This is a genomic window from Mesobacillus harenae, from assembly GCF_013343715.1.
Classification (GTDB): Bacteria; Bacillota; Bacilli; order Bacillales; family Cytobacillaceae; genus Mesobacillus_A; species Mesobacillus_A harenae.
Genome location: NZ_JABUNR010000005.1, coordinates 19,381 through 32,497, shown reverse-complemented (window position 1 = coordinate 32,497; position 13,117 = coordinate 19,381). Strand labels below are relative to the sequence as shown.

The following is a 13,117-nucleotide window of genomic DNA, read 5'->3' as shown; positions in this document are numbered from 1 at the left end:
AAAGGAGTGTTTTACAAAATGCCAAGAAAAGTCATTGTATTAGGTGAAGCCCGTGATGGAGCATTGCGCAATGTATCTTTTGAAGGAATTGCAGCTGCCCAGAAAATATCTGAAGGGGGCGAGGTCATTGCAGTTCTTATTGGAGAAACAGTTAGCGGTTTGGCACAGGAGTTGTTCCATTATGGAGCAGACCAGGTTGTTGCCGTTGAGGACAAACAGCTTGCCCAATATACTCCAGACGGTTTTTCACAGGCAATTTTAGCTGTCATTAATCAGGAAAAACCAGATGCGATTGTTTTTGGCCATACAGCTGCAGGAAAAGATCTGGCTCCCAAAGTTGCCAGCAAGCTTGGTGCCGGTCTAGTCTCGGATGTTATTGAAATCGAGACAGAAGGCGAAAATGTCGTATTTACCCGTCCAATATACTCTGGAAAGGCATTTGAAAAAAAGCTTTCAATTGCTGGAACCATTTTTGCGACGATTCGTCCAAATAATATTACTCCGCTCCCCAAGGATGCTTCACGAACAGGGGAAGTAACGAAGCTGTCTGTTGAGATTAAAGACTTGCGGACGATTGTAAAAGAAGTAGCGAAAAAAGCCGTTCAAGGGGTAGATCTTTCCGAAGCGAAAGTGATCGTTGCCGGTGGCAGGGGTGTCAAAAGCGAAGATGGCTTCAAGCCGCTCCAGGAGCTTGCCGATGTGCTTGGGGGGGCTGTGGGTGCCTCACGCGGAGCCTGTGATGCAGAGTATTGCGATTACTCGCTCCAGATTGGGCAGACAGGCAAGGTTGTCACTCCAGATCTTTATATTGCCTGTGGTATCTCAGGTGCCATCCAGCATTTAGCAGGGATGTCCAATTCTAAAATTGTCGTAGCAATTAACAAAGATCCTGAGGCGAATATATTTAAGGTTGCCGATTATGGTATTGTTGGAGATTTGTTTGAAGTCGTTCCGATGCTAGTAGAAGAGATTAAAAGCTTAAAAGTGAACGCATAAATAAACAAAAGCGCAAGCGCCTTGATCAGCTCCGACAAACCTTAATGTGAAGCCGACTGTTTAGCTTCGACAAGCGCTGGAGGTCTTGCAGATGAAGTCGTTCTTTGACTTCATCAGCAAGATCGAAGCGACTCGAGAAGCTAGGAGGCGCAACTAAAAAAGCGCTGGAGGGCCAGAAGGTGAAGTCGTTCTTTGACTTCATCGGCTGGACCGAAGCGACTCGAGGAGCTAGGCGCTGGAGCTGGATGAAAACAAAAGCGGAAGCGCCCGTTAAGCGCTACTAACAACCTATAATATTCCTGCAAAAGTAAATGTCCCTGCTCCGGCGGGGGCTTATATACATATATAGAACAGCCGAGGGGAGAAGGTTTTGTGAAAAGGATTAGTGTAATTGGTTCTGGCACGATGGGGCGAGGAATTGCGTTTTCTTGTGCTGCAGCAGGTTTTGAAACAACAGTCCAAGATATTAATCAAGCTTCATTGGACACTTGCCGATCCTATTTGGATAAGCAATTTGACCGTGCAATCGAAAAAGGATTGCTAAGCAGTACGGAGGCAGATGCCGCAAAAAAACGCATTCGGTTCACTACAAACCTCGAGGATGCCGTTCATGACTCTGATTTAGTTATTGAAGCAGTCCTTGAGATCATGGAACTTAAAATAGAGATATTTAAGCAGCTTGATCAGTATGCACCTGCTAATGCGATACTGGCGACGAATACATCAACAATGAGCCCGACAGAAATTGCGGCACAGACAAACCGGGCAGACCGCTGTATCGCCCTTCATTTTTTCAATCCAGTGCCCAAGATGAAGCTGATTGAGGTCATCTGCGGTTTGGAAACGTCAGAAGAAACTATTAATCAATGCTTTGAATTTGGCCGTACGCTTGGCAAGGAGTGTGTCAAGATCAATGAATTTCCAGGCTTTGCTGTTAGCAGGATGAACTGCATGATCGGAAACGAAGCAATGAACATGGTAATGGAAGGCGTTGGTACGATAGAGGACATTGATAAAGCGATAAAGCTTGGACTCAATCATCCAATGGGACCGCTGGAGCTAGCCGATCTTGTTGGACTTGATACAAGGCTAAGAAATATGGAGTATTTGCATAAGACTCTCGGCGAAAAATATCGTCCATGTCCAATTCTCGTAAAATATGTAAAAGCAGGGCATCTTGGCAAAAAAACAGGCAGAGGATTTTATAACTACAATTAAAGGAGTGACTGGATATGGATTTTCGTTTAGGTGAAGATATTGAATTTTTAAAAAGAAATGTCCGTGATTTTGTGCAAACAGAAGTCGAAGCTGTGGCCATGCAAATTGAAGAGGAAAATAAAATTCCCGACCGGATTATTCAAATGTCAAAGGAGCTTGGATTATTTGGATTAAGTATTCCTGAGGAGTACGGCGGGCTTGGTATCGGTATGGTCGGTAAATGCGCGCTGTATGAGGAAATCGGAGCTACACATAATGGCTATACTACTTTGATTGGTGCACATACGGGCATTGGAACAGTTGGGATTGTTGAAATGGGGAATGAAGAGCAAAAGCGGAAGTATCTTCCAGATATGGCGTCTGGGGAGAAGATAGGAGCGTTTGCACTTACAGAGCCAGCAGCAGGCTCCAATGCGACAAATCTAAAAACCACTGCAGTTAGAAAAGGCGATAAATTTATCCTCAATGGTACAAAGCATTATATCACTAATGCTACAGAGGCTGACGTTTTTACAGTAATGGCTGTTACAGATCCTGCAAAAGGGGCAAAGGGAATAACATCTTTTATTGTTGAAAAAGATTTTCCTGGCTTTCATGTAGGAGCAGTAGAAAAGAAAATGGGACTAAGAGGGTCTCACTCTGCCGAAGTAATTATGGAGGATTGCGAGGTGCCAGCCGAAAACGTAATGGGTCAAGAAGGCCAAGGCTATGTGAATGCATTAAAAATCCTAGCAAATGGACGTGCAGGTCTGGCAGCTAGAAATCTGGGTTCATGCCAGAAGCTTCTTGACTTGTCCTCGACTTATGCCCTCGAAAGGATCCAATTCAATGTTCCCATTATTGATCACCAGGCGGTCGGACATATGCTTGCAGAAATGGCAGTAGATATCGAAGCGCTTCGATCATTCACTTATCGTGTCGCCTGGATGGTTGATGAAGGTCAGAAAGTGATCAAAGAGGCTGCCATGCTCAAGTTGTTTGGATCAGAGGTCTATAACCGGGTTGCAGACAAAGCTGTCCAAGTACATGGTGGAATTGGCTACATTTCTGACTATCCAATTGAGCGTTTTTTCCGGGATGCAAGAATCACACGTATTTATGAAGGAACTTCTGAGATTCAAAAAAATATTATTGCGGGCCAATTAAAAAAAGAATACAGCTAAAAGCATAAAGAGAGAGGAGACTGAACATGGGTTTAAATGAAGAAATTGTAATTGTAAGTGCCGTACGCACCCCAATTGGACGGTATGGAGGGGCGTTCAAGGAAATTAGCTCTGGACAACTGGCAAGCCATGTGATCAAAGAAGCGGTTAATCGCGCCAATATTGAAGCAGACCAAGTTGATGAAGTGATCCTTGGGGAAGTAAGACAAACAACTGAATCATCTAATGTTGCTCGAGTAGCGGCCTTAAGAGCAGGTGTTCCAGACTCTTCACCTGCCTTTACAATCAACCGTCTGTGCGCTTCGGGTATGCAGGCAATCGCTTCTGCTGTGCAGCAAATTCAGTCAGGTCAGGCAGAGATCGTTGTCGCTGGGGGAACAGAAAGCATGAGCTGTTCACCTGTTTACCTTCGCGGTTCCCGATTCGGAGGCGACAAGGCACATTTAGTTGATTCGAATACGGAAGCAGGGCAGCAGCCGAAAGAAATATACGGTGAAAACCTTGGCATGGGAATTACAGCTGAAAATGTTGCCGAGAAATATGAAGTTTCTAGAGAGGATCAGGATGCGTTTGCGATTGAAAGCCAGCGGAGAGCTGATTCAGCTATCCTTGAAGGGAGATTTAAAGCTGAGATTGCCCCAGTAGAGGTCAAGTCGAGATCTGGCTCAGTATTGGTCGAGACCGACGAACATCCCCGGCCTGAAACGACAATTGAAAAGCTTAGTAAATTGAAACCTGTATTCCGAAAAAATGGGAGCGTTACAGCAGGGAATGCTTGTGGCCGTAATGACGGTGCAACAGCTCTAGTTGTTATGTCAAGAACCAAAGCTGAAGAGCTGAACCTTAAACCACTAGCCCGAATCATTGATTGGGCAGCAGTAGGTGTCTCCCCCGAAGTTATGGGAATTGGTCCAGTGCCTGCAGTCAAAAAGTTGCTTGAAAGAACAGGGAAAACAATCGAGGAAATAGATTTAATTGAATTAAATGAGGCATTTGCTTCCCAGGCTTTAGCGGTCATTAGGGAGTTAGGCTTGGATCAGTCTAAGGTTAATGTAAACGGCGGAGCAATTGCGCTAGGACATCCAGTCGGATCAACCGGCGCCCGCCTCGTCACCACTTTGCTTCATGAACTGATCCGCCGGAAACAGCAATACGGAATCGCGACTCTTTGTGTCGGCGGGGGACAAGGAATGGCAATATTAATTGAAAATATTGCCGGATAATCCTACCGGCACTTGTTGGAGGTGCACTCATGGAACAACAGCATTCGCTTTTATTTGATCATTTATCTTTTCAGCGGCAACAGGATGAGAATGGTACCGTGGTTCTGCACACTAACGTAAAATCTGAGCACCTGCAGGATGAAGGAACCGTGAATAGCGGCCTGTTTTCCATTATGCTTGATACGGCTATTGGAACAGTTATTGCCAAGACACTGGATGGTTTTGGTGTGACCATCCAGCTGAGTGTAAATATTTTTGACAACACCAAAAAAGATTATTTTGTTTGTAAAGCTTCAGTCAAACATGATAATGCCAATATTGCATATGGAGAGGGAACGGTTTTTGATCCTGAGGGCAATATAGCTGCAAACGGACAGGCAAGTTTTAAAGTAATCTCCTTAAAGAAATAAGGGAGAAAGGAGCTGACAGTTAAATGGATCAATTTGATAATATTAAACTAAAAAAAACCGGGCGACTAGCGTATATCTTGATCGATCGTCCAGAATTTCGCAATGCATTAAACAAAGAAACGCTTGAGGACATTGTTGCTGCCTTAAATTTGCTTAGGGAAGATGAAACGGTAGGCTGTATTATTTTTACCGGAACAGGAGACAAATCTTTTGCAGCAGGAGCTGACATTGGCCAGTTAAAGCAAAAAACTGCGCTTGATGTCTTTAAGCCTGGGGCGATGCAAGAGGTCTATGATCTTATCGAAATGTATGATAAACCAACCATTGCTATGGTCAACGGCTTTGCACTTGGCGGTGGCTGTGAACTTGCTCTTGCCTGTGATATCCGAGTAGCTTCTTCCAATGCAAAGTTTGGTCTTCCTGAATTGAATCTTTCCATTATCCCCGGTGCAGGGGGAACTCAGCGTCTTGCCAGGACAGTCGGCAAAGGGAAAGCACTTGATATGATCCTGACAGGAAAAATTATTGATGGGGAAGAAGCGTATCGAATCGGATTAGTTTCCGAAGTGGTTCCACCTGAACAACTAGAAGCAAAGGCAGAAGAAATTGCCGAAAAAATCCTTTCAAAGGGGCCGCTCGCTGTTAAATTGGCGAAAATAGCCGTACATACCGGCTTTGAAACTGATCAAAAAACGGGATTGATCATTGAGAAATTAGCTCAAGCCATCCTATTTTCAACTGAGGATAAAAATGAGGGCACGGCTGCATTTTTAGAGAAAAGGAAACCAGAGTTTACTTCACGCTGATGTAGGAGGACAAATACGTGCAGCTAACACATGCTGATATTCGGACAAGTTTTGAGGACAGCCCATTTTTTAAGCATATTGGCTTTGAAATTGTTGAGTTTGCGGATGACAGGGTAAAGGTAAAGCTGGCAATTCGTGACTACCTGCTTAACGTAAATGGTACATTGCATGGAGGTGTTCATGCCACGATGCTTGACCTTATTTCAGGAATGCTTCTTAGGTCCGTCACAAAGCAGCGAGTTGCAACAACCAGCCTAACGACGCAATACCTTGCCGCTGTTAAGCAAGGTGAAGTTTTTGCCGAAGCTACTATCATCCAGCAGGGATACAAACTAGCCTTCGTTGATTCTAAAATTATTGACTCGGAAAATAAGCTCATTGCCAAGGGAACAGGAACCTTTAAAATCCAGCGTTAAAATAGCAGTGCCTGACCCCACTTCGGGTTCAGGCACATTATTTTATATTATCAGAATTTAAATGGGTTGACTATTTTTATCCAGCTCCAGTGCCCATCTCCTTACGGCCAAACGTCCTAAAGGAAGACATTCTTTATAGTATGATTCGGGATTATCATTAGGAATGGAATAGAACTTTGGATGCTTTAAACAAAAGGCTGTTTTAAAGCCAGATGTTGATTTTTGCACTTTGTTGATTGGAGCGGAAGGCGCTTGACTCCTACGGGAGCAGCGGGACAGGTGAGACACCGCAGGCGCTTTAGCGCTGAGGAGGCTCACCGCACGCCCCGCGGAAAGCAAGCGGCTGGAGTGGAAATCAACAGCACCATTTAACAGCCAAACAAAAAAGGACCAGGTGGTTTTTGCCTGGTTTTTCTTATATGGAGTAGAAAATTGGTAGCGGAATGAAACACCTAAAGAATATTTAATATAGATAGGACAATTACTGCAAGGTAGTAAATATAGCGGGGACCTGTAAGTTTATTTTTAAAAAGATAGTGAAAACCTTTTACGGCTCCGGCAATCAGCATAGAGGGAAACACAATATTTAAGGCAATGTTCACTTCCTTGTCTATGGCCCATACCATGATGAACATGACGATTACGGCAATGGACAGATACCGAATAAAATCAGCAAAGTAAAATTCTTTCCGAAATTGTTTAGCATCTGTTTTAGTTTCGTCCAAATTCTGAATGGTTTTAAACGTGTTTTTTAAATAGACTATCCCAGCTACGAGGACAAGCAGGCCACAAAGCAGATCAATCACTAGTTTGGTAAAAATCATATGGGTTCACTCTCTCTATTCTTATTCAATTAGAATGTTATCATGAAATGGACATACAGAAAACAAGTCTGACTTTATTTAGAAAGAATGTTGGAGAAAATACGCTGGGATCCTCAAATTCAAAATGAAAAAAGCCGTACAATCCACTTCAGGAAAGTACGACTTTTTGGGTTAATTCACCTTAGTTAAAATCTCCGCGACTTCATCGACTATTTGCTCCGTCCATTCACCGAGAGCTTGTCTTTCTGTAGCGGCAATAGGGTGGGGGATTACCGCAAACGGGTAGTCTGGAATTCCCTGGGCGACTGCCATTGCTTTGCCTGAAGCAATAAATGGTTCAGTGATAATGACTGCTGTAGGAACTCCAAGCTTTTCCATAATAACTCCATCGAGCAAACTGCCCGAGCTGCAGGAGCCTCAGTCCCCAACACCTGAAATAATAAAGTCGCACTTGCCAGCCAGCATTCGTGCGTCCTCTTCCTTCAGGCCATGTGAAAAGGAATGTTTTTTAAAACGAATTACTTCTGTTACTTTATATTTATCCTGAAGTTTTTCACCTAAAAATTGAACAACAGTATCTGAATTCATTTTTCCATTATCCACTAACCCGATTACACTTCCATCTAATGGCTTGTTTCGTTTTGCCATATGCAACTCTTTTAAGCTCGGGCCGCTCGTTGGATTAAAAACTATTAAACTCAAGGCAGATCTCATCCTTTCTATTTCAATTAGTAAAGCCAATCACCGATTGGCTATTTAGCATTCTGCTCAGGTGAAGCCTGTAGCGGCTGAGATCGATTTGGTGACAGCCTTAGATTGCTTATAGCTAAACCAGCCGGGCATGCAGGCTGAAAAGCGGCCGGCATCTCCTCCGGCAACCATTAATAATAGGTGTTCAGGTGAGGGAACTGCATGTTTGAGTTGCAGATCGTCCCCATCGCCAATCGGCGCTTCGATTAGGCCTGCCTTTTTCATATCTGCCACAGAGCGAACAGCATGCTCATACAGGAATTGCTGGACTGTTTCTTTCGTCCAGCCTTCCCGCCGTAAATGGTAATAATGCTCCGGACAAATCACAACAGCCATTTCTGTTTCGCTAGCCATGTTAAAGGAGCCTAATGGAGTCATACGATCAGCAAGTGTCCGCAAAATACTTTCTCCTTTAAGAGCACCGTGGTTTTGAATTTGGTTTGGACCTTCGCAAGCAAAGACAGTGACCGTACTATCTTCCTCATTAAATCCGCGTTGAACATGCAAGGGTGTCCAGTCGGTCTCTTTCTCAGCAAAGCAAAAGCTGTATTTGGCAGGGGTACCAAGTGTTGAACGGTCGAACTCATGTGAGCCGCCGGCATTCATCATCAGCAGCCGAATTGCCCGCCCGATCGTTGCATTAGCTCGATTTCCTGGTCCAAAAGCATTTTCACTGTCATTTAGACCGATTTGCTGTACAATTGGTCCGTTTACGGCAATCATGATTGCCGCGCCATGTGTACTAGCACTTGGACCGTGCAATCCAAAGTCGGACTCGGTAATCGCTTGCACCGCCGCCATAACGACAGGGAAATAACCTGGGAGACATCCGGCAATAACGGAATTGATAGCTACCACTTCAGCCGTGAACGCCCGCTCTCTCTCAGGAATGGAACCAACAATCGTATCGGGCTCCATCTTTACACTAGCCAGCATCGCAAGGATTCTGTCAGAAGTAGGCGGAACGATCGGAAAGCCGTCGGTCCAGCCTTGTTGATAAAAGTATTCTATCGCATCCAGTGCATCCTTGGTTTCTACTTTTTCAGCCTTTAGCATAAATGTTCATCACCTCTTTAATATAAGTCTTGTCTACTATATTCGGGGGAAATTGTGAATACCCTGCATATAGTTTGATGATAGATGACTGTATTATGAAAACGTTTTTATAAAATCATTTTTTGAGATTGTAGTGGTCACTGGTATTGCAGTGTTTTAGCTAACGAGAGTAATGCTGATCTATTTTAAAATAATAATAAAAAATTAAATAACCGAATAGTCAGAAAATTAGTTTGACAAAGCTGTTTTTGACCCGTTATATTTTAAGTACTTGAAAACATAAACAAGTTAGTAACCTACTTATCTTATTTTGTAACCGCTTTCACCAACTTCGTCAGCCGACATGATCATTTTATTATTGTGGCTGATTATCAGATTCTGCAGCTTATTCCTCCTTCCACTCCTATCCTAGAGTCTTTTCTAAAAAGTATCTTAATAATTTCTTCTCAGTGCACTCATGCATACATAATGATTTTTTATCACTTCAATGTCGGTTATTCCTTGGTTTTCTTAACAATTGTTTGCCAGCATGACAGCACTGTTTGAGTATGCCAGCCCGTTGGCCAATCAATGTTTGTTAGAAAGAGAAAAATTATAATTTAGGCAAAGGGGAGAAGTAAATGTTAGAGCAAAAGGTAGACGGCGGGTATATACCCACCACAGCGCTAGAATTGACACAGCCTGGGAAAAAGGAGATGTGGGCATACGGGGTTGGGAGTTTTGGAATATTTGCGATAACAACCTTGATTGGCGCATTTTTAACGTACTATTATACAGATATAGCCGGAATATCAGCAGGGGTCGTTGGAACATTAATGTTGGTGGCCCGTCTTTTCGATGGAGTTACCGACATAGGAATGGGAACGATTGTAGATAGAACTAGGTCAAAGCATGGAAAAGCTAGGGCGTGGCTATTATGGATGACTGTCCCGCTAGCCGTTACAATGGTCCTTTTATTTGCAGTCCCTGACATTGGGATGACCGGTAAAATCATCTATGCTTATTCGACTTATATTTTATTTATATTGCTTTATACAGCAGTGTCGATTCCGTATAAAACATTGCTTGGACTAATGACCCAGCATCAGCATAGCCGATCAATGTCAAACATTTATGCGGCAATTTTTATTATGGTAGGAAATCTGCTCGTCATGACACTTACCCAACCGTTAACAGCTGCTATGGGCTGGACGCCGCTTGCCGTTTTATATGGATTCGTTACTATAACGGCCCTTGCTGTGACTTTCTTTTTTGTAAAAGAAAGAGTAAAGGTAACCGCAAGTATGCAAGAGAATATACCATTTAAAGCTTCCTACCGTGCTTTATTAAAAAATAAATACTGGTTCATTGTCACGGGGTTTAGTGTTACGTTTTACGCGACAATTGGACTTACACAGGGTTCGGCCCTCTATTATGCGCAATATGTGTTCGGCAATGTAAACTACTATCCTCTAATCGGAATGGCTATATCTTTGCCTATGCTCGTTGGATTGTTTTTTCTGGGGCCAGTTGTAAAGAAGTTTGGCAAAAGAAATGTTGTCATGTGGGGTGCCTGTTTATTCATCATCGGCCAAATCGTCAGGATGGTCGAACCGACTAGCTTAGTCCTTTTCTTGATCGGCTGCACACTGGGAGGTCTTGGAGCAATGCCAGCATTAGCGTTGATCTTTGCAATGATTAACGACACTGTTGAGTATGGAGAATGGAAAACCGGACTTCGGACTGAAGGTTTAGTAAATAGCGGTGCGAGCTTTGGAATTAAAGCTGGTTCAGGTATTGGTATCGGATTAATTGGCTGGATGCTGGCTTATGGCGGATATGTTGGCGGCGGTGGAGAGCAAACAGCACTTTCAATAAAAATGATCATGATCCTTAATCTTCATATTCCGTTGGGGTTAGCCGTTATTCAGGTTATTCTTATGTTCCTATTTAAAATTGACAAAGAATATCCCACGATTTTAGCAGATCTTCAAAATCCAAACTTTCGGAAAAAGTAACTATTAGGATCAGTTAGCATGAATTAAAGAAAAATTGCAGGAATAAAAAGGGAATTGTCGAATAAATAAATAACTGAATTTTTAGACATATATGTGAGATCTAATAAGGGAGGAAAAAAAGTGGGAGTTTTGCATCCGAAAATGAAATTTTTTCTAGAAAACCTGTTACCTGTTTATCCAGAGGGCTATACCCCTACGTTAGAGGATATTCGAGGAAGAAGCGCTGCTTCACCGGCAGGAACAGTAGAACAGATTCATAAAGTGACGGACAAGAAGATAAAGGGCCCGGAAGGTGATATTCCAGTGCGGGTTTATATGCCAGAAGGGGAAGGGCCATTTCCAGTTACTGTTTATTTCCATGGTGGCGGATTTGTTTACGGGGATTTAGATACCCATGATAGTGTGTGCAGGAGTATTGCAAAAGCCTCCCAGCAAGTTCTTGTTGCAGTTGATTATCGCCTTGCACCAGAAAATCCATTCCCAGCAGCTCCAAATGATTGTTTTACAGCTGCCAAGTGGGTGTATGACCATGCAGAGGAATTAAATGTTGATAATACAAAGCTTTCAGTTGCGGGGGATAGTGCTGGCGGAAATCTGGCAACTGTTGTTTCAATGATGGCAAAAGAACAAGGCGGATTATCAATAAGCAAACAGTTATTGCTATACCCAGTTACAGATCGGTTCCAGCCGGATAAATATGCCTCTTACAAGGAGAATGGAAGCGGATATTTCTTAACAACAGAATCAATGGGGCTGTTCAGTAAACTTTATATTCAAAGTGACGAAGGGAGAAACAACCCCCATACTGCGCCGATGCTAGCGGAAGATTTAAGTGGTCTTCCCCCTGCTCTTGTAATCACCGCCGAATATGACCCTTTGCGTGATGAAGGGGAAGCTTATGGTGAAAAATTACGGGAAGCAGGTGTTGAGGTCATCATTAAGCGGGAGGAAGGCCAAATTCATGGATTCTTTAACCTGTTCAGCATGATTGACTCAAAGGAAGATATAAAGGAAGTGTACAATTATATCGGCGAGTTCCTTAATAGTGAAATCTCAAGCAGTATAGTAAAATCTTAAGATGAATGTTGGGCAATGCTGTCTTCGGGCAGCATTTTTTAAGTAACAAACTTTGGTTTTTATTTTTCACATGAGGGAAATATAAAACAAGCAGATTGAAAGTTGGATTTTTTGACCATGGAAGGCTTTTACGGTAAGGTAAGAGCAAATATAAAGGAGGGCTGCATTTTGTCAGATCAGATAGCGTTATCAAATATTACGATTTTTCAAAAGGATACAGCAAATAAAATTAGGGAGGCATACGTAGAGGGCTTTACAGAGCCGTTCTATTTTGGAGTGCACGGTGGTGTCCGGGACTTTTATAAAGCTGAGACAGAGATAGAATATCCGTCAACCCTAGATCACATTGTTGCTGCTGCGGGTGGCTGACTGGTCGGTACTTTATCCGGTGCGCTGGAGGCGCGCCAAATACCGACTTCCCCAGATAAGGTCAGTGCTAAGGTTCAAGGAACAATTGAAGCACCTGAAGGAGTTCTTAAGATAACCAAAATCGACTGCCATTATAAACTCAAAGTTCCTGAAGGAAAACGAGATGCTGCCGAACGAGCTCTCGGTGTTTTTGACCGAGGCTGTCCTGTCGCGCAGACTTTGAAGGGATGCATTCAGTTAAATCACACTTGGGAAATAGAAGAAATCTAATTTGCTCAAAAAAACGAGCCCTCTAGTGAGGGTCTCGTTTCAGACTTTAAACAAACTCGAGCTATTTTCGGTTTGGCCTATTTTTCTTTTTTATGGAAAGCAAGCCCAGGAGCGGAAATCAACATTTCTCTACCATTCTAAAATAAAAGTGACAAAAGGAAGCGGGAAAGAACATCTCGCTTCTTTTATTGATGAGTAAAAGAATTTAGTCCTGTACTAGACATTATATGTAAAAAACCCCAAAAAGTGGGGTTTTTATTCTATTACCAGCTTGCTTTTTTGATCCCAGGAAGTTGTCCTTTATAAGCGAGTTCACGGAAACAAATTCGGCAAAGCTTAAATTTACGCAATACGGAATGTGGACGTCCACACTTTTCACAGCGAGTATATTCACGCACTTGAAATTTTTGCTCATTCTTGTGCTTCATAATTAACGCTTTTTTTGCCATAATGTCGCCTCCTTTTTAATTAGTTAAGGGTGCAGGATGGCTTTCTTATTATAACTTCAAATGTAAAGCCAGTAAACAGGTGCAAAATGGAAG

15 protein-coding genes are annotated in these 13,117 nt (G+C 42.9%); 11 read left to right on the top strand and 4 right to left on the bottom strand.

Annotated elements, in window-relative coordinates; all coding sequences use genetic code 11:
• Window positions 1-18: 18 nt before the first annotated feature.
• The 7 genes from HRJ06_RS07555 to HRJ06_RS07525 all read left to right on the top strand — a co-directional run bounded on the left by HRJ06_RS07555 (window position 19) and on the right by HRJ06_RS07525 (window position 6,232).
• Window positions 19-996 carry an electron transfer flavoprotein subunit alpha/FixB family protein gene (locus tag HRJ06_RS07555; protein ID WP_174731308.1) on the top strand — a complete coding sequence of 326 codons (978 nt, stop codon included), beginning with the start codon at window positions 19-21 and terminating at the stop codon, window positions 994-996.
• A gap of 372 nt (window positions 997-1,368) precedes the next feature.
• Window positions 1,369-2,214, top strand: coding sequence for a 3-hydroxyacyl-CoA dehydrogenase NAD-binding domain-containing protein (locus HRJ06_RS07550; RefSeq protein ID WP_174731305.1), 846 nt, complete (start codon window positions 1,369-1,371; stop codon window positions 2,212-2,214).
• Window positions 2,215-2,228: 14 nt separating this feature from the next.
• Window positions 2,229-3,377: an acyl-CoA dehydrogenase family protein gene (locus tag HRJ06_RS07545; RefSeq protein ID WP_174731303.1), complete on the top strand. Its 1,149-nt coding sequence runs from the start codon at window positions 2,229-2,231 to the stop codon at window positions 3,375-3,377.
• Between the two features lie 26 nt (window positions 3,378-3,403).
• Window positions 3,404-4,600 (top strand): thiolase family protein, encoded by a 1,197-nt coding sequence (locus HRJ06_RS07540; RefSeq protein WP_174731300.1) that lies wholly within the window; start codon window positions 3,404-3,406, stop codon window positions 4,598-4,600.
• 29 nt (window positions 4,601-4,629) lie between these two features.
• The gene (locus HRJ06_RS07535) at window positions 4,630-5,010 is read left to right on the top strand and encodes a PaaI family thioesterase (RefSeq protein ID WP_174731297.1); all 381 of its coding nucleotides are present in this window, start codon (window positions 4,630-4,632) and stop codon (window positions 5,008-5,010) included.
• 23 nt (window positions 5,011-5,033) lie between these two features.
• Entirely contained in the window at window positions 5,034-5,816 is a 783-nt protein-coding gene (locus HRJ06_RS07530) for an enoyl-CoA hydratase/isomerase family protein (protein WP_174731294.1), read from the top strand.
• A gap of 17 nt (window positions 5,817-5,833) precedes the next feature.
• A complete protein-coding gene (locus HRJ06_RS07525) occupies window positions 5,834-6,232 on the top strand; it encodes a hotdog fold thioesterase (protein WP_174731291.1) in 399 nt (132 codons plus the stop codon).
• 452 nt (window positions 6,233-6,684) lie between these two features.
• On the opposite strand, the gene HRJ06_RS07520 is transcribed toward HRJ06_RS07525, so the two are convergent.
• The 3 genes from HRJ06_RS07520 to HRJ06_RS07505 all read right to left on the bottom strand — a co-directional run bounded on the left by HRJ06_RS07520 (window position 6,685) and on the right by HRJ06_RS07505 (window position 8,862).
• On the bottom strand, window positions 6,685-7,056 hold the full coding sequence (locus HRJ06_RS07520) for a hypothetical protein (protein ID WP_174731288.1): 372 nt from the start codon (window positions 7,054-7,056) through the stop codon (window positions 6,685-6,687).
• A gap of 171 nt (window positions 7,057-7,227) precedes the next feature.
• The gene (locus tag HRJ06_RS23445) at window positions 7,228-7,758 is read right to left on the bottom strand and encodes a UGSC family (seleno)protein (RefSeq protein WP_273701395.1); all 531 of its coding nucleotides are present in this window, start codon (window positions 7,756-7,758) and stop codon (window positions 7,228-7,230) included.
• Window positions 7,759-7,824: 66 nt separating this feature from the next.
• On the bottom strand, window positions 7,825-8,862 hold the full coding sequence (locus tag HRJ06_RS07505) for a hypothetical protein (RefSeq protein WP_174731279.1): 1,038 nt from the start codon (window positions 8,860-8,862) through the stop codon (window positions 7,825-7,827).
• A 620-nt stretch (window positions 8,863-9,482) separates the two neighbouring features.
• Between HRJ06_RS07505 and HRJ06_RS07500 the strand changes: the two genes are divergently transcribed.
• From HRJ06_RS07500 to HRJ06_RS23670, 4 genes are all read left to right on the top strand, one after another.
• A complete protein-coding gene (locus HRJ06_RS07500; protein WP_174731276.1) occupies window positions 9,483-10,859 on the top strand; it encodes an MFS transporter in 1,377 nt (458 codons plus the stop codon).
• Window positions 10,860-10,979: 120 nt separating this feature from the next.
• Window positions 10,980-11,936: an alpha/beta hydrolase fold domain-containing protein gene (locus HRJ06_RS07495; RefSeq protein WP_174731273.1), complete on the top strand. Its 957-nt coding sequence runs from the start codon at window positions 10,980-10,982 to the stop codon at window positions 11,934-11,936.
• Window positions 11,937-12,104: 168 nt separating this feature from the next.
• Entirely contained in the window at window positions 12,105-12,305 is a 201-nt protein-coding gene (locus HRJ06_RS07490; RefSeq protein ID WP_174731270.1) for a hypothetical protein, read from the top strand.
• Window positions 12,306-12,575 (top strand): OsmC family protein, encoded by a 270-nt coding sequence (locus HRJ06_RS23670; RefSeq protein WP_174731908.1) that lies wholly within the window; start codon window positions 12,306-12,308, stop codon window positions 12,573-12,575. It begins immediately after the preceding gene.
• Between the two features lie 263 nt (window positions 12,576-12,838).
• On the opposite strand, the gene HRJ06_RS07480 is transcribed toward HRJ06_RS23670, so the two are convergent.
• Window positions 12,839-13,024, bottom strand: a complete 186-nt coding sequence (locus HRJ06_RS07480) for a type Z 30S ribosomal protein S14 (RefSeq protein ID WP_174731267.1) — start codon at window positions 13,022-13,024, stop codon at window positions 12,839-12,841.
• Window positions 13,025-13,117: the final 93 nt, after the last annotated feature.